The organism is Saccharomonospora sp. CUA-673, assembly GCF_001942305.1.
Lineage (GTDB): Bacteria > Actinomycetota > Actinomycetes > Mycobacteriales > Pseudonocardiaceae > Prauserella.
Genome location: NZ_MKKE01000027.1, coordinates 1 through 22,264 on the forward strand (window position 1 = coordinate 1; position 22,264 = coordinate 22,264).

Sequence of the window (22,264 nt, forward strand, 5' to 3'; positions counted from 1 at the left end):
TACCGCTTTGGCTTTGACTTATCGCATGCCTCGGCTGTTGCAGGCTATGCGCGAGGGGCAGGTGGATCGGTATTGCGCCGAGCGGGTGCTGAATACTGTCGCGCCGGTCTCTGATCTCGATGCTCTTGAGGTTGATCGGCTGTTGGAGGAGAAGCTTTCTCGATTGTCTCTGACGGCGTGGCAGCCTCGGAATATGGCTTGGCATGCTTCGCAGATCGTCAAGCAGGTCGATCCTGGTGCCGAGACCGCCGCAGCGCGTATGGCGCACGAAGGTCGGAAGGTGACGCTCGACCATGGCGTGTATGCCCAGTCGCGGTTGTCGGCCGATCTGCCTTCCGACGTTGCCTCAGCGGCCTACGCGCGGGTGGATGCGATGGCGCGCAAGCTTCGGCTGAACGACTCCTCACGCAACCTCGACCAGCTTCGCGCTGACGTGTTCGCTGACCTACTCATCGGCAACGACCCCGGCGTCACCGTGCCGCAGTCGGCCGCGATGGTCTATCTCCACATGCCCATCGACACCGCCCTGTCGATGTCCGAGACGGGAGCCTCGATCGACGGCGTTGGACCGATCCCGGCGACCTATGCCCGCGAAATCATGACCAACCCCAAGTCCATCTGGCGCAAAGTCCTCTGCGACCCGGCCACCGGCAACCCCGTTGACCTGGGCCGCACCAGTTATCGTCCGAATTCGACGATCCGCAAGGTCGTCGAGGTCCGCGACCGCATGTGCATCGTCCCCTGGTGCCGACGACCGGCCCGGCATTGCGACTTCGACCACCACAAGCAGTGGGCCAAAGACCACGGCTCAACCGCCGTCGACAACGCGGCGCCCCGATGCCGCAAACACCACCGACTCAAGAACGCACCCGGCTGGATCCACGCCTACGACCCGCTCCACGGAACGTCGTCGGTCACCACCCCGCTCGGCGCGACCTACGCCGACAAACGCGAGACCGTCCTCGAACCCCGATCGTCGAGACCCGACCACAGCGGTGACGCCGATGGTCCGCCGTAGTCGAGGCGAGGCCTCGACTACGGCGGGATCAGACTCCGGCGTCGGCGGCGGCGTCCGTGCCCGGGAGCACGCGACCGAGGAGGTCGGCGATCGTCAACACCTGGCGGCCGTCCGGAGTGGACACGATGGCCAGGTGCTGCGACGTCTCGCGCATCCGCGTCAGCACCGTGTAGAGTGGCACATCGGGCGGCAGTTCGAGCACCGGGTGCGTCACCGGGGTGACAGGGGCGTCGTCGGGCAACATCAACGAATCGCGCACGTGGACCACAGACTTGGAGTCGACGCCGACCAGGATGCGCAGGTGACCCGACTCGCGCGCCACGCGGCGCACGTCGGCGGCTGTCGCATCGGCAGGCACCGTCACCGGTGGGCCCGACACGATGTCACCGGCACGCACCCGCTGCAGATCGAGCGCACCCGACAACTGCTCCGACGACGCGCCGTCCAGCGTGCCGGCCTCGACGGAATGCTTGACCAACTGGCGCAAACCCTCCGGCGTCTGCCCGGTCGCGACCTCGTCCGCCGGTTCCACACCCACACGTCGCACCAGGCGGTTCGCCGCGTCGTTGATCAACCGCAGCAACGGACGCAACACCGCGATCAACCCGCGCGCAGGCAGGGCCAACACCGTCGCCGACCGCTCGGGATGCGCGATCGCCCACGACTTCGGCATCATCTCGCCGATCACCAGATGCAAGAACGTCATGGCGATCAACGCCAACGTGAACGCAGCCGCATCGGCCAACCACAACGGCGCACCCACGGCATCGAGCAACGGCGTCAGCCAATGGTGCACCGCAGGCTTGCTCACCGCACCCAGCGCCAGCGTGCAGCCCGTGATCCCGAGCTGACACGCCGCCAACAACAACGTGAGCTCCCGCGAACTCCGCAACGCCGCCCGCGCCGACCGGCTCGTGGCCGCGGCCTCCTCGAGACGATGCTTCTTCGCACCGAGCGTGGCGAACTCGACGGCCACGAAGAACGCACTGGCCGCGATGATCAACACCGTCGCCGCGACGACGACCCACGGGTTACTCATCGGCTCTCCTCCTGCCCGGCCATGTCGACCCGGTCCGCGCTCGTCTCCAGCCGCAACCGCAACCGCGACGGCACGTGCGATCCACATCGAGCACCTCGATGTGCAGCTCAGGCAGCCGCGCCGGCTCGTCGAACACCAGATCCGACGCCGACGGCGGCAACTCGACCGCCACCGTCGTGCCCGGCTCGGGCAGCGAACCATGTACGGAGATCGCCAACCCGGCGATCGTTTCCACGTCCATCTCGGGCAGATCATGGCCCACGGCCCGCTCCACCTCGTCGACGTGCAGATCGCCCGACACCACCCAGGTGCCGTCGTCCTCCGGGGTCAACGGCGCAGGCTCGGCGTCGTCGTGCTCGTCCTGCAACTCGCCGACCAGCTCCTCGGCCAGGTCCTCGATCGTGAGGATGCCCGCGAAACCGCCGTACTCGTCCACGACGCACGCCAGCTCGTTGCGCGTCGTCGTGAGCAGGCGGTACGCCTCCGGCAACGCCATCGCCGTCGGCAGGATCAACGGCTTGCGCACGATCTCCGGCAGCGGCGTCGGATCGTCCTTCGGGCGCGCCAACACATCCGTCAGATGCACCACGCCGACGACATCCTCGGCGTCGTCGACCACCGGGTACCGCGTGTGACCTGCGGCCATCAGCTCACGGACGTGCGCGACCGTGTCATCGGCCTCCGCGACGTCCACGCGCGACCGCGGAATCATCGCGTGCTCCACGTCCTGATCGGGAAAGTCGAGCACCCGGTCCAACAACACCGACAGGTCGGCGGGCAGATCACCGCTCGCCCGCGAATCCGCCACGATGTGCTCGAGGTCGCGGGCGGTCGCCGAATGTTCCACATCGTGCACCGGCTCGATGCGCAACAGGCGCAACAGCGCGTTCGACGCGGTATCGAAAAACCAGATCAACCAACCGAACAGTTTCAGATACACCGTCGTCGACGTCGCCAACATCAGCGCGATGCGCTCCGGCGCGGCGATCGCCAGGTTCTTCGGGAACAGCTCACCGATGAACATCTGGACCAACGTGGACAACACCAGCGTCAGCACCGTGCCGACGGTGATCCCGACGGCCATCGGCACCCCGACGCCGCCGAGTGCGGTGCCGAGCGCGCGGCCGACCAGCGGTTCGGCGACATAACCGACGACCAGGCCGGTGACGGTGATGCCGAGCTGGGCGCCCGAGAGCATGAACGAGGTACGGCGCGTGATCGCCAGTGCACGCTTCGCGGAGCGGTCACCGGCCTCGGCGCGCGCGGCGAGACGCGAACGATCCACCGCCATGTACGCGAATTCCTGGGCCACGAAGTAGCCGTTGGCCACGATGACAGCCAGGATGACGACGATTCCGAGCAGGAGGCTGAGGGCCCAGATCATGTGAGCCACCTTCCGGTCGGCTCGTCCATGGTCCGGGTGCCGGTACTACAACTGTCGTCCATCGTCCTTCCTGGTGGGATCCCGAAACAGGGTTTCCGGCGTCGCCCGATGCGGGTCTGATCCGGGTGTAGCCGGACGGTACACGGGCGAAACGCGGTACCGAAAGCGTACCGGAATGAGGTGTCGGCGGACTGACAAATGCGACGACCGCCGCATTCCTGTTCACACCCCGCCGTTACCGCTCGTGACGACCTTCGATACGAACGGTGAGATCACCGGCGGCGGCACCGACATGAGCAGGGCGGCGGCCCCGGCGGTTCCCCCGAACCACCGCCACCGCCGCCCTGCTCACCGCCGCCGGCCAGAACGCTCCGCGCTGCCTGCCGGGCAGAGCGCTCCGCGCTGCTTACCGGCCAGAGCGCTCCGCGCTGCTTGCCGGCCAGAGCGCTCCGCGCTGCTTGCCCGTCAGAGCGCTCCGCGCTCCCATGGCCCGGTGATGGCATAGGTGATGCCCGGCGACTGGACGTTGAAGAAGAGGATCTTCCCGTCCGGGGAGAACGTCGCACCCGCGAGCTCGCTCGTGTTCGACGAGTTCAGCTCGGCGAGGTCGAAGATCTCGCCCCGGTTCGTGACGCCGCGCAGCAGATCCTTCCCGCTGCCGTCCTCGCACAGCACCAACCCGCCCGTGTTCGGCGAGACGCAGATGTTGTCCGGGCTCTCGAGCAGGTCCGGGTTTGTCGACTCGTACACCAGCGAGAGCTGGCCACCCGAGTCACCACGCGGCCGGTACTCCCACACCTGGCCGATACCGGCGTCGCCGCCGTCCGTCGAGACCAGGTAGATCGACCCGCCGCCGAACCAGCACCCCTCGAGACGTGCGAACACGGCCGCGCCCTTGGCCCAGCCCTGCCGGGCCACGGCGAGGCTGTCGTCGCTGTCCGGGTCCGGATCGTCGATGTCGACCCACTCGACCGGCAACGTCCGGTTCGGCCGCTGGCCGAGCCGCGTGTCGAACCCGGGATTGTCCTTGATCGCCAGCATCTGCAGCTTGCCGCCTGCGGCGAGCTCGCCCGGCGTGTTCGGGATGAAACGGTAAAACCCGGCGCTGCCACGGTCCTCGGTCTGGTACACGATGCCCGTCGCGTCGTCGATCGCGACGGCCTCGTGCGTGAACCGGCCCATCGCCTTGTACGGCACCGGGTCCACGGGGCCGTCCGCACCGGCCGGAACCTCGAAGACGTACCCGTGCGGAATGTCCACGTCGAGGCCGGTGAACGTCTCCTCGCACGAGAGCCACGACCCCCACGGCGTCGGGCCGCCCGCACAGTTGCGGATCGTGCCCGTGAGGCTCGGGAACGTGTCGACCAGCTCCATCGCCTCCGGGTCGAACACCATCGTGGTGGTACCGCCCGCGGCGGCCGGGTCGTACGACGGCGAGGCGAACGCCGCGCCCTCACTCTGTTCGTGGTTGCGCACGAGGCGGATGCGCCCGTCCTCGCCGGCGAACGCGGCCATGCCGTCGTGCATCGCCGGTGTGGGCGTGCCGTCGCTCATCGGCGCTCCCGTGTGCCCGAACGCGACATACGTGAAGCCCGCGGGCAGCAGCAGCTCGCCACCGGGGGCCGGCTCGAGCGGGCCGTACCCGCCGTTGTTCTCGGCCTGCTGCGGACCACGGCCCGGCTTCGCCGACGCGGTCGTGGCTCCCATCATGCCGAGCAGCGCGGACGTGGCGCCGACGGCGGCTCCGCTGCGGAGGAAACCGCGGCGGGACAGGTTGGAGGAGGTGGTGGATCTGTCGACCATGACTGACACTCCTTGAAAGTTGAAAGTCCGGGAAGGTCGGACTCACCTCACACCTCCGACATGGACCGCCGTGCAGGTCGTGATGAACGAGCTTTGAACGGCCTGCGACGCACTGTCGGCGGGTCGTCACCGGGTCGTCACCGGGTCGTCACTGCGCGTGTCGTCCGCCGATACGGGTGGTGAGCTCGTCGGCGGCGTCGCGTACCCGGTCGGCGAGCTCCGGCCAGGTCAGGCCGCACGGCGGCCCGTCGCAGCGGTGCCGGAACGTCAGGCTGATCGCAGCCAGCGGACGACCGCCGTGATCGAAGGCGGCGTGGGCGACCGAGGCGAAATCGGCGGTGACGTGGCCGTCTTCGACGGCCCAGCCGAGCCTGCGGTGCTCGGCCAGCAGGGCCCGCAGTTCGGCCAGCCCGGTCGGACCACGCTCCGTGCGGCGCACGAACGCCGACGCCGCCGGGAACAACGCGCGGACCTGCGCCTGCGGCAGGTGCGCCAACATCGCCCTGCCCGACGCCGTCAGGTGCGCGGGCAGCCGCACCCCGACGTCGGTCACCACCGTCTGCGGTTGCGGCGGCCGCTCCTTGATCAGGTACAGCAGCTCGCCGCCGTGCAGGACACCCAGGTGGGCGGTGCGGCCGGTGTCGTCGACCAGCCGGCGCAGGATCGGCCCCGCCAGCCGTTCGAGTGGATCGTGCCGCAGATACGCCGAGCCCAGCTCGAACGCCGCGATCCCCAGGCCGTAGCGCCGCTCCGCCGGCAGGTGCACGACGAAACCACCCGCCTGCAACTCGGTGAGCAGGTGATACGTCGTCGACCGGGGGATGTCGAGCTCGCGCGCCAACGCCGCCGCCGACACCGGGCCCGCATGCCGTGCCAACACCCCGAGCAGCGCCAGCCCACGCCGCAGCGCCGGCACGTTCCCCTGCGCCGGCTGATCGGGAGTCGGCTCGTCGGCCACGGGCGTTCCTGCCTGCGATCGGGATGATGCGCTGTCTGAGATCCGAGACGGAAACCGTATCGCGCCCGGTGCCGCGGGGCCGCCGACGCGATGGAATGAGGGCATGTCGAACGAGGTGGTGATCGGGGCCGGACAGCTGGGCGTCGAGGACGTCGTCGCCGTCGCCCGCGCCGGGGCGCCCGTGGCGCTCGACGCGGTGGCCGGGAAGAACGTCGCGGCGGCGCGGGCGCACATCGACGCGCTGGCCGAGTCGACGGACCCGGCCTACGGGGTGTCGACGGGTTTCGGTGCGCTGGCCGTGCGCAGCATCCCGCCGGAACGCCGCGCCGACCTGCAACGCTCGTTGATCCGCTCACACGCCGCCGGGGCGGGGCCCGCCGTCGAGCCGGAGGTCGTGCGGGCGCTGATGCTGTTGCGCCTGCGCACCCTCGCGAGCGGGCACACGGGCGTGCGCGCGGAGACCGTCGAGGCCCTCGCCGCGGTGCTGAACGCCGGGATCACGCCCGTCGTGCCCGAGTACGGGTCCCTCGGCTGCTCCGGCGACCTGGCCCCGCTGTCGGCCGTGGCGCTTACGCTCATGGGGGAGGGCGAGGTCGTCGCGGGCGGGGCGCGGATGCCCGCGGCGGAGGCGTTGCGGCAGGCGGGCATCGCACCGCTGACGCTTGCCGAGAAGGAGGGCCTCGCGCTCACCAACGGCACCGACGGCATGCTCGGCATGCTCGCGCTGGCGATCCATGACCTGCATCGGCTGCTCGACGTCGCCGATCTGACCGCCGCGATGAGCGTCGAGGCCCAGCTCGGCACCGATCGCGTCTTCGCCGAGGACCTGCAGGCGCTGCGCCCGCACCCGGGACAGGCCGAGTCCGCGCGGCGTATCCGCGAGGCCCTCGCCGGGTCGGAGATCGTCGCCAGCCACCGCGGCCCCGACTGCCGCCGCGTGCAGGACGCCTACTCGCTGCGGTGCGCACCGCAGGTCCACGGCGCCGCGCGCGACACGCTCGCCCACGCCGAGAGCGTCGCCGGCCGCGAGCTCGTGTCCGCTGTGGACAACCCGGTTGTGCTCGCCGACGGGCGGGTCGAGTCGAACGGCAACTTCCACGGCGCGCCCCTGGGCTACGTCCTGGACTTCCTGGCCATTCCCGTCGCCGACGTGGCCTCCATCGCCGAACGGCGCACCGACCGGATGCTCGACGTCGCCCGGTCCCGCGGCCTGCCCGCGTTCCTGGCCGGCGATCCCGGCGTCGACTCCGGGCACATGATCGCCCAGTACACGCAGGCGGGCGTGGTCAGCGAGCTCAAGCGGCTCGCGGTGCCGTCGTCGGTGGACTCGATCCCGAGCAGCGCGATGCAGGAGGACCACGTGTCGATGGGCTGGTCGGCCGCGCGCAAACTGCGTCGCGGCGTCGACGGCCTGCGCACCGTGCTGGCGATCGAACTGCTCACCGCCGCCCGGGCCCTCGACCTGCGCGCACCGCTGCAGCCCTCGCCCGTGACCGGGGCCGTGCGCGACCTCGTGCGCACCCGCGTCGCCGGTCCCGGGCCCGACCGCCACCTCGCGCCCGAGATCGCCGCCGTCGAGGAGCTCATCGCATCCGGAGCCGTGCTGTCCTGTGTGGAGGAGACATGACCGGCCTGACCACGAAGAACTGGCAGACCGAGGCCGCGCTGCGGAGCTGCGCAACAACCTCGACCCCGCCGTCGCCGAACGACCCGAGGACCTCGTCGTCTACGGCGGCACCGGCAAGGCCGCCCGCGACCACGCCTCCTACGAGGCCATCGTGCGCACCCTCGCCACGGTCGAACAGGACGAGACGCTGCTGGTCCAGTCGGGCAAACCCGTCGGCGTGCTGCGCACCCACGAGTGGGCGCCACGCGTGCTGATCGCCAACTCGAACCTCGTCGGCGACTGGGCGACCTGGCCCGAGTTCCGCAGGCTCGAGGCGCTCGGGCTGACCATGTACGGCCAGATGACCGCCGGTTCGTGGATCTACATCGGAACGCAGGGCATCCTGCAGGGCACCTACGAGACGTTCGCCGCCGTGGCCGAGAAACGCTTCGGCGGAACCCTCGCCGGCACGCTCACCGTCACCGCGGGCCTCGGCGGCATGGGCGGTGCGCAACCGCTTGCGGTGACGATGAACGACGGCGTGGCGCTGTGCATCGAATGCGATCCGCAGCGCGCCCGGCGCCGGCTCGACACCGCCTACCTCGACGAGCTGGCGTCCGATCTGGACGATGCGCTGCGCCGGGTCACCGCCGCGCGGTCGGCGCGCAGGCCGCTGTCGGTCGGGGTGATCGGCAACGCCGCCGACGTGCTGCCCGAGCTGCTGCGGCGCGGCGTCGAGGTCGACATCGTGACCGACCAGACCTCGGCGCACGACCCGCTGGCCTACCTGCCGTCCGGTGTGGACATCGACGACTGGCACGACTACGCCGCGGCCAAACCCGACGAGTTCACCGACCGCTCCCGCGAGTCCATGGCCGAGCACGTCGCCGCGATGGTCGGCTTCCTCGACCGCGGGGCGGAGGTCTTCGACTACGGCAACTCGCTGCGCGGCGAGGCGCAACTGGCCGGCTACGAACGCGCCTTCGACTTCCCCGGGTTCGTGCCTGCCTACATCCGGCCGCTGTTCTGCGAGGGCAAGGGACCGTTCCGCTGGGCGGCGCTGTCCGGCGACCCGGCCGACATCGCCGCCACCGACCGCGCCGTGCTGGAGCTGTTCCCCGAGAACACCTCCCTCGCACGGTGGATCCGGATGGCCGGCGAACGGGTCGCGTACCAGGGGTTGCCCGCGCGGATCTGCTGGCTTGGCCACGGCGAACGGCACCTCGCGGGACTGCGGTTCAACGAGATGGTCGCCGACGGGCGGCTGCGGGCACCCGTCGTCATCGGCCGCGACCACCTCGACGCGGGCAGCGTGGCCTCGCCGTACCGGGAGACCGAGTCCATGCAGGACGGATCCGACGCGATCGCCGACTGGCCGCTGCTCAACGCGCTCGTCAACACCGCGTCCGGCGCGACCTGGGTGTCCATCCACCACGGCGGCGGTGTCGGCATGGGCCGGTCCATCCACGCCGGACAGGTCACCGTCGCGACGGCACCGACCTCGCCGCCCGCAAACTCGAACGGGTGCTCAGCAACGATCCCGCGACGGGCGTGCTGCGGCACGTCGACGCCGGGTACGACCGGGCCGTCGACGCCGCCCGGCGCGGCGGGCTGACCGTGCCGACCGCGACGGCAGGCCCGTGACAGCCGCGCCGGCCGGGCTTGCGGTGACGGAGTACTGGTGCGAACAGGCCTGGCTGCCCGGCGGTGTGCACTCGGGGGTCGGCATCGACGTCGCCGGCGGGATGATCACGGCGGTCGAGACGGGCCGGCCGCGACGCGGGACGGTGCTGCGCGGACTCACGGTGCCGGGCATGGCCAATGCACATTCCCACGCCTTCCACCGCGCGCTGCGCGGACGTACCCACGGCGACCGCGGCACGTTCTGGACCTGGCGCACGCTGATGTACCGGCTCGCCGAGCGCCTCGACCCGGACGGCTATTACCGGCTCGCCCGCGCCGTCTACGCCGAGATGGTGCTCGCCGGCTACACGACCGTCGGCGAGTTCCACTACCTGCACCACGGGCCCGGTGGGCAGCACTACGCCGATCCGAACGCGATGGGCGCGGCCCTCGTCGCGGCAGCCCGCGACGCGGGCATCCGCATCTGCCTGCTCGACACCTGTTACCTCACGGGCGGATTCGACCGGGAACTCGAGGGCGTGCAGCTGCGGTTCGGCGACGGCGACGTCGACGCGTGGGCGGCGCGCGCAGAGGCGTTCCGTCCGGAAGGGACACACGTCCGCCTCGGCGCGGCCGCGCATTCGGTACGGGCCGTGCCGTCGGAAGCATTGTCCACAGTGGCCGAGCGGGCACGCGGAAGGCCGCTGCACATCCATCTGTCGGAACAGTCCGCCGAGAACGACGCATGCCTCGCCGCCCACGGCGTGACCCCGACGGAGCTGCTGCGGCGCACCGGTTTCCTCGCCGACAACACCGTGGCCGTGCACGCGACGCACCTGACCGCGACCGACATGTCGACACTGGGTGCGGCCGCGGCACGGGCCTGTTTCTGCCCGACCACCGAACGCGACCTCGGCGACGGCATCGGCCCGGCCCGGGCCCTCGCGACGTCGGCGTGCGGTTGTGCCTCGGCAGCGACAGCCACGCCGTCGTCGACGCCTTCGAGGAGACCCGCGCCCTCGAACTGAACGAACGCCTCGCCGCGCAGGCCCGCGGGAGGTTCACCGCGGACGAACTGCTCACCGCCGCCACCGACCACGGCGCGCTCGGCTTCCCCGACGTCGGCCGGCTCGAACCCGGGCTGCAGGCCGACCTGGTCACCGTGACACTGGATTCCGTCCGCACCGCCGGATCGTCCGCCGACGGGGCGCTGCTGGCCGCGTCCGCCGCCGACATCACCGACGTGGTGGTCGCGGGGGAGCCGGTGGTCAGCGAGGGTGTGCACACGCGGATCGAACGCCCGGCCGCCGCACTGGCCGCCGAGACCGTGCCGCTGCTGGAGCCAGGGACGGCGCGGTCAGGAACGATGTGACGAGGGACGTGATGACCATGCGGACGGCGAAGTCCACGGCCATCGTCGGGATCGGTGAGTTGACGACCAACGACCCGGGCTGGGGGTGCTGCGCGACGCGGCGCTGGTCGTGGAGGGCAGCCGGATCGTGTGGGTGGGCCGGGCGGGGGTCCCGCCGACGGCGGACTCCATTGTGGACGTCGGCGGCAGGGCGGTGCTGCCCGGTTGGGTCGACAGCCACACCCACCTGGTCTTCGCCGGCGACCGGACGGCCGAGTTCGAGGCGCGCATGGCGGGCGAGGCCTACCGGGCGGGCGGCATCGCCACGACGGTCGAACGCACCCGCGCGGCGAGCGACGACGAACTGGAGGCGACCCTGGTCCGGCACGTCGACGAGGCCGTGCGGCAGGGCACGACGTACCTCGAGACGAAGACCGGTTACGGGCTCACCGTCGACGACGAGGCGCGGTCCGCCCGGATCGCCGCCCGCCGCGCCGACGAGGTCACCTACCTGGGCGCACACCTCGTCCCGCCCGGCACCGATGCCCAGTCCTATGTGGAACTCGTGTGCGGCGACATGCTCGAGGCCGTCGCGCCGCACGTGGGCTGGGCCGACGTGTTCTGCGAGGACGGCGCGTTCGACGAGGCGCAGGCCGAGCGGGTCGTCGCCGCGGCGGCCGCGCGCGGTCTCGGGGTGCGGGTCCACGGCAACCAGCTCGGCACCGGCCCGGGCGTGCGGCTCGCGGTGCGCCACAGCGCTGCGAGCGTCGACCACTGCACCCACCTGACCGACGCCGACGTCGACGCGCTCGCCGGTTCGGACACCGTGGCGACGCTGCTGCCCGCCTGCGATCTGTCCACCCGTCAGCCCCTCGCGCCCGCACGCCGGCTGCTCGACGCCGGCGCCACCGTCGCGCTCGCCAGCAACGCCAACCCGGGCAGCTCGTACACCACGTCGATGGCGTTCTGCGTCGCCACCGCCGTGTTGCAGATGGGCATGACCGTCCGCGAGGCAGTGTGGTCGGCGACCGCAGGCGGCGCGCGGGCGCTGCGCCGGGCCACCGGCGACGGCGCCGTGGGATGCGTGCGTGCGGGCGCGCGCGCGACCTGCACGTGCTCGACGCGCCGTCGGCCACGCACCTGGCCTACCGTCCCGGCGTCCCGCTCACCTGGGCCGTGTGGCGAGCGGGCACCCGGGTCGCCTGACGGCTCCCAGCCGGTTCAGTCCGGCAGTCTCAGTCCAGCAGCGCCGTGACGCCGAGGGTCTCGGCGCGTTCCTGGGCTCGTTCGCGCAGCTCGTCGTCGAGGCCCTGGGCCAGGACCGTCGCCCTGAGCTCGTCGTCGAGGTGGGCGAGCAGGTCGAACAGTGCGTGCCACAGGTCGTACTCGTCGGCGGCACGGGCGAAGTCGACGTGCCGGTCGTCGGGGATGCGCTCGACGACGGCGCCCAGTCCGGACTTGTCGTCGACCACGAACGCGACCTCGAGCACCTGCCGTTCGTTGAGCTCGGCCAGCCCCGCCTCGGTGATCTCGGTGGGCACGCCGCCGCCGACGAACCGGCCGAGGGTGATCCAGTCCTCCCGGCGGCGCAGCTCCCTGCTGACGTCGGTCACCGTCGCCACGGGCAGCCCGGAGATGATGTGCACCGCGCGCCGCGGGTCGAGCTCGCGGGCCACGTCCGCCAGGAACGGCGCAGGCAACTTCTGCGCGATCGCCACGCCGCGCTCGGTGTCCAGCATGCCCGCCAGCCGCGCGCTGATCAGCGGGCCGAACGCCTTCTGCGCCAGCGTCGCCAGCACCGGAACCGGCACGAGACCCGCCGCCGACACGAGCTTGCGCAGCACCGACTGGTGCGCCTCCTGCAGGGCGTCGGTCGCCTGGTCGCGCAGCGCGCGAATGTCGGCCGGCGGCACGTCGTACAGGAACGCCAGGCGCTCCTCGTCCTGACCGAGGACCCGGGCGAGCTTGACGACCTCGGCCCGCGCGGCCAGGTGGTCCAGAGCGTCGGTCACAGTCCCACCGCCTTGCGCACGGCGGGCCGGATGACGAACGGAACGTGTTTCAGCGCGTCCTCGGCGGCGGTCTGCAACGTCGCGGCCTGGGCACGCCTGGCATCCCGCACCGCGTCCGCGAGCAGCTGTTTGTGCTCGTCGGACAAGGTTTCGATGCCATCGGGCAACGGCCCCACCTGCTCGGCGAGCGTGCGTGTCGTCGTCATGGTCCCCTCCTGCTAGAGGCACTGCGCTGTGGCGGATAGTTTCGCACCCCATGACACGCGAGATCGACACCTCGACCGTCCGCGTCGGTGAACAGGACGTGTACCTGGCCACACCGCGGGAATCCACCGGCGCCGGCATGCTGATCCTGCCCATGATCACCGGCATCGGCGAACGGGTGCGGGAGTTCGCAGCCGAACTCGCCGGCCACGGCGTCACCGCCCTGAGCTGGGACCCCTTCGACGGGGTGAGCATGGACGACACCCCGCTCGAGTCCATGTTCGAGCTGATGCACGGCCTCGACGACGAGCACTGCCTCGGCGAGATGCGGGAACTGCTGGACCACATGTTCGGCGAACTCGGCCTGCAGAAGGTCGGCGTCGTCGGCTACTGCCTCGGCGGGCGGTTCGCGCTGCTGCTCGGCGCCCGCGAAGCACGCCTGGCCAACGTCGTCGCCTATCACCCGACCGTCTTCCCGGAACCGGCCGCCAACCACACCGTCGACGCGTTCACCGAGAGCGCCCGCATCGCCGCCCCGACGATGATGCTCTACCCGGGCCAGGACACCGCCGTGCCCCGCGAGGTGTTCGACCGGCTCCAGGAGGCGCTCCAGTCGCGCACCGACGAACGTGCCGCGACCATCGTGCACCTCTACCCGCAGGCCCACCACGGCTTCAGCGACACCCGCAGCCACGGCGCCGAGGTCAACGAACACGCCTACGCCGTGTCCCAACCCCAGGTCCTCGCCTTCGTCGACGCCACCACCCGCTGACCGCCGCCCACAGTCCGCGCGCCGCACCCGCCTGGCCCGATCCGAGCGGCCGACGGGTGCGGCGCGGCCCACAGGTCGTGATCATTGGTGGCACAATGTGCCGCCATGACCACCGGAACGTCGCGAACCGGCCGCCGGGTGAGCATCGTCGACCTCGCGATGCTCGCGTTGGCGATCGGTTCCGTGGCGCTGCTGTCGTACGTCATGTTCTTCGACGTCCCGGAGCGCACGGCCCACACGATCTTCATCATCGACGCGGCCATCTGCGGCGTGTTCCTCATCGAGTTCGTCTGGCGGTGGCGCCAGGCCGGCTGGGACAAGATGTTCCCCGTCCGCGGGTGGTACGAGATCCTCGGCATGATCCCCATCGCCCACCCCGCGCTGCGCGGATTCCGGCTGCTGCGCATCGTCGTCGTCATCGTCCGGCTCGCCCGCACCGCGACCGGGCCTTCGGGGAACGCGTCACCAGCCGCATCGTCGAGCGCTACTCGCACACCATCGTCGACGCCATCAAGAAACCGATCACCATCGTCGTGCTCGACGAGGTCGTCCGCGTCCTCGAAACCGGCAACTACCCCGAGAACCTCGCGCGCTCCCTCGGCCAGAACAAGGAAATGCTGCGCGAGATCGTCACCGAGAAACTGCGCAACGACCCCCAAGCCGGCCGCTCCGCCGCCTGCCCTTCCACGACGAGATCGTGCACTCGGTCACCGACACCGTCATCCGCATCGTCCTCGAAGTACTCGCCGACGACCGCATCGACCACTTCTTCGCCGCCGTCGTCCGCGAGAACCGGCAACAGATCCGCCAGGCCGTCGAACTCGGACTCCACCAGAAGGACGACGACGAGCTCTCCCAGCAGCTACCCACCCGCCCCGAACGTCAACTTTTCAATTGAGGTTCGGGCTCACCAGCCGTTCGGTGCAGGTAGCGGAACCTCAGCGCGGTCCTGGCTGCGGGATCGCCTCCTCACGAATGTCCAATTCTCCTCGTCGTCGCTGTCCTCGCCAGGACCACGCTGAGAACCCGCGGCGGTGAATGCTGCGTAGGCGGTCGCAGCGGCGGCTCACCTTTGTTAGTGGATCACCATGGTTGGCGCGTCGGGAGAGCGCGTCGGGGTGGCGCGTCAGGCGGCGTAGAGGTCTTGCCTGGTGGAGGCCACGTCGGCTGCGAAGTAGGGGTTGCTGAAGTCGTAGCCGATGATCAGGTCGACGTCACGTCCGAGCAGGCGTTCGAGGTCGTCCTTGAGTCGCATCCATGCGCGGATGCGGCTGGGAGCCTCATCCAGGAATTCCACGAGGAAGTCGTAGTCGCTGCGGTCCGGGTCGAAGTCGTCGCGCAGCGCCGAGCCGAACAGCGTCAGCGACTTGACGTAGTGCCGCTGACACAGCTCGGCGATCGCCTCGGTGTCGAGCTTCCGCACCATGCTCATGGTCACAACTGTACCGGCAGGCGTCGGGTCAGCTCTTGCGTTTGGTTCGGCTGGTGGGTGGGGCTGTGCGGGGGTCGTCGGGCCAGGGGTGCTTCGGGTAACGGCCGCGCAGGTCCGCGCGCACCGACGCGTAGCCGCTGTCCCAGAACGAGTCCAGATCCGACGTCACCGCGGCCGGCCTACCCGCGGGGGACAGCAGGTGCAGCACGACCGGGGTCGTCCCGTCCGCCACCGTCGGCGTGGCCCGCAGGCCGAACATCTCTTGCAGCTTCACCGCCAGCACCGGCTGCTCACCCGAGTAGTCGACCGCGATCCGCGAGCCCGACGGCACCTCGATGCGCTCCGGGGCGAGGTCGTCGAGCCGGCGCGCCTCCTGCCACGGCACCAACCGGCGCACCGCCGACGCCGTGTCGATCTTCTCCAGGTCTGCGCGGCGACGTGCCGCCGACAGCTCCGGTTCGAGCCAGTCGTCGACCCGCGCCAGCAGTGCCTCGTCGGAGACGTCCGGCCACGGCTCGCCCAACCGCGTGTGCAGGAACGCCAACCGGTGCCGCAACCGGGTCGCCGTGTCCGACCAGCGCAGCACGCCCAGTCCCTCCTGGGCCAGACCGTCTAGCAGTGCGCCGCGCAGCCGTGCCGGGTCGGGGTTCGGCAGGGGCCGTTCGGTCAGGACGATCGCCCCGAGCGACCGCACCGACCGGGCCGTGACGTCGCCGTCGGACCACGCGACCTCGTCGGCCTCGGTCAGCAGACTCGCCGCGACGCGCGTGGCCAGTTCCTCGTCGGCCCGGGCCGCGAGGCGGATGACGGCGTGGGCGCGGCCCGGTTCACGCGTGGCCTCGGCGACGGCGAGCCACTCGGCGTCGCCGAGGCCGCTGCCCGCGGCCAGTTCCGCCGCCGTGCCACCGGCCATGAGATACACGTTCGACGTCGCGTCCCGGCGCCGCGCCAACCGCTCCGGATACGCCAACGCCACCACCGCAGCCGTGTCAGCACCCCACGTCGCCGTGTCAGCATCTCGCGTCGCCGTGTCAGCAATCTGTGTCGCCGTGTTGGCATCCCGCGTCACGAGGGCGGCGAGCCGGCGGGCCTCGCGTCGCATCCGGGACGCCTCGGGCGAGCGTGACCGGCGCAGGTCGCGCAGGGCGCCGTCGACGTCGACCTGCGCGCCGCCGCGCGAGCCGTCGAGCAACGCGGCGACCTCGGCCGCGGTGTCGGCGCCGACCTCGGCCGACCCGTCGAGCAGGGCCCGCGCCAGCCGCGGGTGGACGCCGAGCGCCGCCATGCGGCCGCCGCGGTGGTCACGGTGCCGTCGCCCGTGACCGCGCCCAGCGTGCGCAGGACCTCCCGCCCGGCGGCCAGCGCGCCGTCGGGCGGCGGGTCCCACCACGACAGCCCGCGGCCGTCGGGCGTCGACCAGCACGCGAGCTCCAGCGCCAGGCGGGTGAGCTCGGCGGTGCGGATCTCGGGTTCGGGGTAGGCGGGCAGGCTCGCCGTCTCGTGTTCGGGCCAGCAGCGATAGGCGACGCCGGGCCCCTGCCGACCGGCGCGTCCGGCGCGCTGCTCGGCGACGGCCTGCGGACTGCGCACGGTCGTCAGCCCGGACAACCCGCGCCGGTGGTCGACCCGCGGCACGCGCGAGCGGCCCGCGTCCACGACGATCCGCACGCCCGGCACCGTGAGGCTCGACTCGGCGACCGCGGTCGCCAGGACCACCCGCCGTCGAGCTCCCTCGCGCAGCGCCGCGTCCTGGTCGGCGGCCGACAGCCGGCCGTGCAGGGTCACCACGTCGACGTCCGGCAGGTCCAGTTGTGTGCGCACGCGGCCGATCTCCGCGGCACCGGGCAGGAACGCCAGCACGTCCCCGTCGGCCTCGTTCAGCGCCGCGATGATGGTCCGGGCGACGCAGCCCTCGAGCCGTTCGCCGCGCACCGGTGGGCTGTGGCGCACCTCGACCGGATACGTCCTCGCCTCGGCCGTGACGACCGGTGCAGCGCCCCCAACGTCCCCAACGCCGGTGCCGAGGAGCGCCGCGAGTCGGTCGGTGGCGACGGTCGCCGACGTCGCCAGCAGGCGCAGGTCGTCGCGCAGGCCCGCTCGCACGTCGAGCAGCAGCGCGAGGAGCAGGTCCGCGTCGAGGTGCCGTTCGTGGCATTCGTCGAGCAACACCACGGACGTCCCGGGCAGCTCGGGGTCGTGCTGCACGCGCCGCACCAGCAGGCCGGTCGTGACGACCTCGATGCGCGTGCGGGCCGAGACCTTCCGCTCGCCGCGTACCGCGTAGCCGACGGTCTCGCCGACCGGTTCGCCCAGCAGCGCGGCCATCCGCTGCGCGGCGGCGCGTGCGGCCAGGCGCCGCGGTTCGGCGACGACGATCCGTCCGCCGACGGCGTCGGCGAGGTCGAGCGGGACGACGGTTGTCTTGCCCGTGCCCGGCGGTGCGACGAGGACGGCCGAACCGTGCTCGTCCAGCGCCGCGCGCACGGTGGGCAGGACGCTGCGCACCGGCAGGTCGGGCAGCCGCATGCGCGTCTCGCTCCTCGGACAGTCGGGGGTCGGGTGGTGGACAGGGTTTTTACCCGACTTCCGTAGCCTAAGAGGCGCACGTACGTGAGGAAGGACCCCAGTGGGCGGAGCGGAACGGACCGCGCGTAAGCGGCGGCAGGAACAGCAGGCACGCAACGCGGTCGCGCAGGCGCGGGGCGGCGGAAACGGGAAGCGCATCGCCCTGATCATCGGTGTGCTCGTGCTGGTGGCGGCCGTGATCATCGGCGGTGTGCTGTGGACCAACGCCTCGCAGAACGAGACCGAGGGGCAGCAGATCCCCGCGGCCGAGCCCGTGCGGTCGGAGCACCCGGAAACGCGCGACGGCGTCGTTGTCGAGACCGGTAGTCCCGACGCCGGGGCGACCATCGACGTCTACGTCGACTTCCTGTGCCCGGCGTGTGGCCAGTTCCACGAGACGTTCGGCCAGCAGATCAACCAGAAGGTCGCCGACGGTTCGCTGCGCGTGCGCACCCACATGGTGCCGATGCTGACCGAGCAGTCCTCCCCGCCCGGCTACTCGCTCGACGCGGCGAACGCGGCGCTGCTGGCAGCCGACGAGGGCCGATTCACGCGGTTCCACGACAGCCTCTTCGAGTCCCAGCCCGCCGAGCGCCCGCGCCTACGACGACGACCAGCTCATCCAGCTCGGCCGCGACATCGGCATCGAGAGCGAGGCATTCGCCGAGGGCATCCGGGGCGGCACCTACGACCAGCAGCTGCAGGACGCGTTCGAGGAGACCGCGAACGACCGCAGCCTGCACCAGGAGGGTCCGCAGGGCACGGGCTTCAGCACGCCGACCGTGACCCACAACGGCCAGGTCGTCGAGCTCGACGAGAACTGGCTCGACCGGGTCACCTCCGGAGGGGGCAGCTGACGCTTTTCTCCCCACCTGTCCTGGCCGGGTGTTCTACGCTGTGCTGCGCGGGGAACCGCTGACGGATCGGCGACGTCGAAGTCGTGCGCGCCGAGGGGGACGAGGGAGGATTCGTGAGCACATCCGGGTTTCATGTCGACGAGGGGGCCTACGACACGTACGCCCGTGCCGTCGACCCGCACGGCGAGGCGGTGCGTAGGTCCACCGACGGCAACGTCTCGTCCAACGTCGAGCTGGGCGGCGACGGGTTCTCGGCGATGGGGTCCGAGTCCGGTTTCGCCGGCGCGTACACGGGTCGGATGCGGGCGTTGCAGGAACGGCTCGGCAAGTTGGGCGGCAACTGGACCGCCGTGGGTGAGGCGGCCCGCCGCACCGGCGCCAACTACGACGTCGTCGAGGCCGACCAGTCCGAGGTCATGACCCGGATCGGCAAGGAGCTCGGATGACCGAGACCTCCGAGCTCGTCCGGACCGGCACCGAGACGACCAACCAGTTCGAACAGAAGATGCGGACCAACGACGCCGCCATCGACACGGCGTCGGCGGGTCAGGCGCAGTTGCGCGGCGAGCTCGACGGGGTGCGCTCCGAGGCCGGTAGCGCCAACACGGTGTTGCAGGCCGGCGCGACCGGTGAGACCGCCGATCGGGCGGGGGAGACGGCGCGCAGTCTCGAGGCCGAGATCGAGGACCTGCTCGAGGAGAGCAAGCAGATCGAGGACGCCGTCACCGAGGCCGCCGAGGCGCTCAAGGTCGGCAAGATCGAGAACGAGCGGCTCCGCGAGGAGATCATCAAAGAGATCACCAGCACCATGAAGGCCGTCGAGGCCGCGAAGGCCTCGCCGAACGGCGGTGGTGCGGAGGCGCGGCAGCTGCTCGTGCAGTTGCAACGCAAGATCGCCGAGCTGACCGGGCAGGCCGCCGACAGCAGCGAACGCACGCTCAACCAGCTGACGACCATCGCGTCCGGACTGGGCGGTGACTCGGGCACGTCCGCGAGCAGCGCAGGCGGCGGAGGTGGGGGCGGGGGTGCCGCCGGCGGTGGCGGTGCCGGTGGTGGCGGCGGTCAGGTCGCCTCGTCGTTCAACTCCGTGGGCACCGGCGGTGGCGGTGGGGGAGCCGCGGCCGGCGGCGGCGGTGGCGGTGGCGGCGGTACCGCGACCAAGCCGCGGTTGCCGCAGGCCATCCCGCCGCAGCCGGGAAGCGGCGTCGAGATCAACCTGCCGGGCGGGGCGACCGTCGAGGCACCCAACGAGACCGCGGCCAAGGCCGTCCGGTCGGCGATCACGCAGCTCGGCGTGCCGTACGTGTGGGGCGGCACGGCGCGCGACTCGGGGCTCGACTGCTCCGGGCTGACGATGACCTCCTACGGCGAGGCCGGCCTGGATATCCCGCGCACCTCCGGGGAGCAGGCCGTCGGCGCCGAGGTCCCGTCGCAGGACCAGCTTCTGCCGGGGGACCTCGTCGTGTGGGAGGGCCACGTGGCGATGGTGATCGGCGACGGTCAGATGATCGAAGCGGGCGACCCTGTTCAGATCGGCCCGATTCGGACCGAAAACTCCGGTATGCCGTTCAAGGGGTTCTACCGACCGACAGGGTAATGAGGGGGAACGTGGCTGAGTTCGATGCCGACCTCGAGTCGTCGCGGGTCGCCAAGCAGGTGGAGAGCACGGCCGACCGTGCGCGGGACGGTTTCGCCCGCGTCGGCGACGTCACCGGCCGCGCGGCCTCGGCCGACGGGGCGATCCGCGTCGCCGTCGCGCCCGGCGGGATGCTCACGGACGTGAAGGTCTCACCGGTGGCGTTCCACGCCGGGATGGACCACGTGGCGCGTGAGATCGTGCAGCTCGCCCACTCCGCGACGCGCAGGGCGGGCGACCGCATGTACCGCGCGATGGCGCCCGCATTGGGCCCGGAGGGGGAGGAGCATCTCGCCTCGCTCGGCTACCAGCCGCTGCCGGAGGACCCGGAGGACGAGGCCGACGGGCCGGGCGATGTGGACCGGCCGATCATCCGGGGCCGGTGACGCATGGAGCAGCAGCCGATCCACCAGACCACGCGGGAACTCATCGACGGTGCCCGCGCGCGGCAGGAGGCGTTGTCCCGGGTCGACGAGGTCATGGCCCAGGCCACCGGGACCGCGCACGACCTCGACAACACGATGGAACTCACCGTCGACGCGCGCGGGAAACTGCTGCGGTTGACGCTCACCCCGGACGCGGCGCGGTGGGGCCCCGACCGGCTCGGCTCGTTGATCGTCGAGGTCGCGCAGGTGGCGATGCAGGAGGCCACGCAGGACGGCTACAACAAGGTCGCCCTGCTGCTGGGCGAGAACATGACCTCGCTCATCGAGCAGATCTCCGGGGTGCCCGCGCCCGCGCGCGCCGAGCACGACGACAACGGCCTGACGGCGGAGGAGTTCCAACGCCGCCGTGCCGAACGGCTCGCGGCGCAGGGCGGCGGGGCCGGAGTTGTGGCTGCCGGGGCGGTTGCGCCCGAGTCGGCGGCAACCCCCGAAGCGGCTGCCGGACCCGACGACGACTTCGACGTCCACAGCTTCGACCCCGCCACCCTGCGTTCGGACCGGTGAGGCGTCAGGCTTCGCCGGGTCGACGCCGTACTTCTCGGCGATGTCGTCGAGCATGGCGTGGGCGCCCTGCAGGCTCACCGACACGTACCAGGTCTCGTCGTCGACGTCGGCGAGCTCGCCGGAGAGCTTGCCCCACAGCGGATTCGACTCGAACCGCTTCCGCGGGTCCTCGGCCTGCTGCGTGGCGTCCGCGTAGGACGAGACGAACACCTCGTCGGCGTCCAGCTTGGCGATGTCCTCCTGGCTGACGTCGACGTTGATCTCGTCCTTGCTGTCGGGCTGGCCCTCCGGCCGCTTCAGGCCGACGTCGTTCATGACGATCGCGGGGAACGAGTTGCTCGCGTACAGCCGCACCGTCTGCTCGCCCTCCATGAACCGCACGAGCGAGTAGGTGGGCATCGAGCCCTCCTTCTGCTCGATCGCGTCCCCGATGGCCTTGGCGCGCTCCTCGTACTCGCCGATCTTGCGTTCGGCGAGGTCCTCCTTGCCGAGCGCCTCGGCGAGCAGGCGGATGTTGTCCTTCCAGGTGGCGCCCGTCGACTCGCTGAACACGGTCGGCGCCACGTTGGACAGCTTGGAGTGGATCGCCTCGTGGCGGACCTTCGCCGACACGATCAGGTCCGGTTGCACGTCGTAGAGCGCCTCGACGTTCGGCGACTCCAGCGCGCCGACGTCCTTGGCGCCCTCGAGGTACTGCTTGTCCTCGCCGAGGTAGTCGGGCAGCCCGTCCGACGAGGGGTACTTGGTGTAGGCCACGACCTCGGTCTCGAGAGAGGCTGCGGCGTCGGCGTAGCTGGAATCGAGCGCCGCGACCTTCTGCGGACGTTCCTCGACGGTGGTTTCGCCCATGGCGTCGGAAATCGTGCGCGGAAATCCGCCCGAATTTCCGGATTCGGACTCACTGTCCTCATTGGACGCACACGCGGACAAACCGAGACATACGGCCAGCCCGAGGGCCACGGCTCTGCCGAGCGCGGCTCGAGAGTGAGACAAGCGCATCATTGCCTACCTTTCCCATTCGGTTAGGCTTCCCTAACAGGCCTCGAGACCATAA

14 protein-coding genes and 6 pseudogenes are annotated in these 22,264 nt (G+C 71.1%); 11 read left to right on the forward strand and 9 right to left on the reverse strand.

What is annotated here, in order from left to right:
• Positions 1-13: 13 nt before the first annotated feature.
• Positions 14-1,018, forward strand: coding sequence for an HNH endonuclease signature motif containing protein (locus tag BJF85_RS13645; protein ID WP_255375620.1), 1,005 nt, complete (start codon positions 14-16; stop codon positions 1,016-1,018).
• A gap of 28 nt (positions 1,019-1,046) precedes the next feature.
• On the opposite strand, the gene BJF85_RS13650 is transcribed toward BJF85_RS13645, so the two are convergent.
• The 4 genes from BJF85_RS13650 to BJF85_RS13665 form a co-directional block, all read right to left on the reverse strand.
• Entirely contained in the window at positions 1,047-2,057 is a 1,011-nt protein-coding gene (locus tag BJF85_RS13650) for a CNNM domain-containing protein (RefSeq protein ID WP_075847919.1), read from the reverse strand.
• Complete coding sequence (locus BJF85_RS13655; protein WP_222844552.1) at positions 2,050-3,441, reverse strand: hemolysin family protein; 1,392 nt, start codon at positions 3,439-3,441, stop codon at positions 2,050-2,052. Before BJF85_RS13655 ends, BJF85_RS13650 begins: the two co-directional genes overlap by 8 nt.
• Before the next feature lie 465 nt (positions 3,442-3,906).
• Positions 3,907-5,244 (reverse strand): alkaline phosphatase PhoX, encoded by a 1,338-nt coding sequence (locus tag BJF85_RS13660; RefSeq protein ID WP_075847921.1) that lies wholly within the window; start codon positions 5,242-5,244, stop codon positions 3,907-3,909.
• 148 nt (positions 5,245-5,392) lie between these two features.
• Complete coding sequence (locus BJF85_RS13665) at positions 5,393-6,202, reverse strand: IclR family transcriptional regulator (protein ID WP_255375615.1); 810 nt, start codon at positions 6,200-6,202, stop codon at positions 5,393-5,395.
• 103 nt (positions 6,203-6,305) lie between these two features.
• On the opposite strand from BJF85_RS13665, the gene hutH reads away from it, so the two are divergent.
• The 4 genes and pseudogenes from hutH (at position 6,306) to hutI (ending at position 11,988) form a co-directional block, all read left to right on the forward strand.
• Positions 6,306-7,829 carry a histidine ammonia-lyase gene (gene hutH / locus BJF85_RS13670; protein WP_075847923.1) on the forward strand — a complete coding sequence of 508 codons (1,524 nt, stop codon included), beginning with the start codon at positions 6,306-6,308 and terminating at the stop codon, positions 7,827-7,829.
• Positions 7,826-9,452, forward strand: a pseudogene (locus BJF85_RS13675) (urocanate hydratase). Before hutH ends, BJF85_RS13675 begins: the two are co-directional and overlap by 4 nt.
• A gap of 23 nt (positions 9,453-9,475) precedes the next feature.
• Positions 9,476-10,803, forward strand: a pseudogene (locus tag BJF85_RS13680) (formimidoylglutamate deiminase).
• 17 nt (positions 10,804-10,820) lie between these two features.
• Positions 10,821-11,988 (forward strand): annotated as a pseudogene (gene hutI / locus BJF85_RS13685) (imidazolonepropionase).
• A 29-nt stretch (positions 11,989-12,017) separates the two neighbouring features.
• Here the strand turns inward: hutI and BJF85_RS28015 are convergent.
• Complete coding sequence (locus BJF85_RS28015; RefSeq protein WP_075847925.1) at positions 12,018-12,794, reverse strand: hypothetical protein; 777 nt, start codon at positions 12,792-12,794, stop codon at positions 12,018-12,020.
• The gene (locus tag BJF85_RS13695) at positions 12,791-13,000 is read right to left on the reverse strand and encodes a hypothetical protein (protein ID WP_075847927.1); all 210 of its coding nucleotides are present in this window, start codon (positions 12,998-13,000) and stop codon (positions 12,791-12,793) included. The genes BJF85_RS28015 and BJF85_RS13695 overlap by 4 nt, the downstream gene beginning before the upstream one ends.
• Positions 13,001-13,050: 50 nt before the next feature.
• Here BJF85_RS13695 and BJF85_RS13700 point away from each other — a divergent pair, with 50 nt between their 5' ends.
• On the forward strand, positions 13,051-13,770 hold the full coding sequence (locus tag BJF85_RS13700) for a dienelactone hydrolase family protein (protein WP_075847929.1): 720 nt from the start codon (positions 13,051-13,053) through the stop codon (positions 13,768-13,770).
• Positions 13,771-13,875: 105 nt separating this feature from the next.
• Positions 13,876-14,668 (forward strand): annotated as a pseudogene (locus BJF85_RS13705) (ion transporter).
• A gap of 228 nt (positions 14,669-14,896) precedes the next feature.
• Here BJF85_RS13705 and BJF85_RS13710 read toward each other — a convergent pair.
• Both BJF85_RS13710 and hrpB read right to left on the reverse strand, forming a co-directional pair.
• Complete coding sequence (locus BJF85_RS13710; protein ID WP_075847975.1) at positions 14,897-15,202, reverse strand: nucleotidyltransferase family protein; 306 nt, start codon at positions 15,200-15,202, stop codon at positions 14,897-14,899.
• A 28-nt stretch (positions 15,203-15,230) separates the two neighbouring features.
• Positions 15,231-17,728: pseudogene (gene hrpB, locus BJF85_RS13715) on the reverse strand (ATP-dependent helicase HrpB).
• 100 nt (positions 17,729-17,828) lie between these two features.
• On the opposite strand from hrpB, the gene BJF85_RS13720 reads away from it, so the two are divergent.
• From BJF85_RS13720 to BJF85_RS13740, 4 genes are all read left to right on the forward strand, one after another.
• Positions 17,829-18,686, forward strand: coding sequence for a thioredoxin domain-containing protein (locus BJF85_RS13720; protein WP_369822166.1), 858 nt, complete (start codon positions 17,829-17,831; stop codon positions 18,684-18,686).
• Positions 18,687-18,737: 51 nt separating this feature from the next.
• The gene (locus tag BJF85_RS13725; protein WP_075847977.1) at positions 18,738-19,070 is read left to right on the forward strand and encodes a hypothetical protein; all 333 of its coding nucleotides are present in this window, start codon (positions 18,738-18,740) and stop codon (positions 19,068-19,070) included.
• A complete protein-coding gene (locus BJF85_RS13730) occupies positions 19,067-20,221 on the forward strand; it encodes an NlpC/P60 family protein (RefSeq protein WP_075847931.1) in 1,155 nt (384 codons plus the stop codon). Before BJF85_RS13725 ends, BJF85_RS13730 begins: the two co-directional genes overlap by 4 nt.
• A 428-nt stretch (positions 20,222-20,649) precedes the next feature.
• Positions 20,650-21,210 (forward strand): YbaB/EbfC family nucleoid-associated protein, encoded by a 561-nt coding sequence (locus BJF85_RS13740; RefSeq protein ID WP_075847979.1) that lies wholly within the window; start codon positions 20,650-20,652, stop codon positions 21,208-21,210.
• 135 nt (positions 21,211-21,345) lie between these two features.
• Here BJF85_RS13740 and BJF85_RS13745 read toward each other — a convergent pair.
• Positions 21,346-22,212, reverse strand: a pseudogene (locus BJF85_RS13745) (ABC transporter substrate-binding protein); the annotation flags it as partial.
• Positions 22,213-22,264 lie beyond the last annotated feature (52 nt).

What these genes read in the sequence shown, in the direction of transcription:
- hutH (WP_075847923.1), top strand. Translation starts at nt 6,306, where the DNA reads ATGTCGAACGAGGTGGTGATCGGGGCCGGACAGCTGGGCGTCGAGGAC.
- BJF85_RS13730 (WP_075847931.1), top strand. Translation starts at nt 19,067, where the DNA reads ATGACCGAGACCTCCGAGCTCGTCCGGACCGGCACCGAGACGACCAAC.
- BJF85_RS13710 (WP_075847975.1), bottom strand. Translation starts at nt 15,202, where the DNA reads ATGAGCATGGTGCGGAAGCTCGACACCGAGGCGATCGCCGAGCTGTGT.
- BJF85_RS13650 (WP_075847919.1), bottom strand. Translation starts at nt 2,057, where the DNA reads ATGAGTAACCCGTGGGTCGTCGTCGCGGCGACGGTGTTGATCATCGCG.
- BJF85_RS13660 (WP_075847921.1), bottom strand. Translation starts at nt 5,244, where the DNA reads ATGGTCGACAGATCCACCACCTCCTCCAACCTGTCCCGCCGCGGTTTC.
- BJF85_RS13695 (WP_075847927.1), bottom strand. Translation starts at nt 13,000, where the DNA reads ATGACGACGACACGCACGCTCGCCGAGCAGGTGGGGCCGTTGCCCGAT.
- BJF85_RS13700 (WP_075847929.1), top strand. Translation starts at nt 13,051, where the DNA reads ATGACACGCGAGATCGACACCTCGACCGTCCGCGTCGGTGAACAGGAC.
- BJF85_RS13740 (WP_075847979.1), top strand. Translation starts at nt 20,650, where the DNA reads ATGGAGCAGCAGCCGATCCACCAGACCACGCGGGAACTCATCGACGGT.
- BJF85_RS13655 (WP_222844552.1), bottom strand. Translation starts at nt 3,441, where the DNA reads ATGATCTGGGCCCTCAGCCTCCTGCTCGGAATCGTCGTCATCCTGGCT.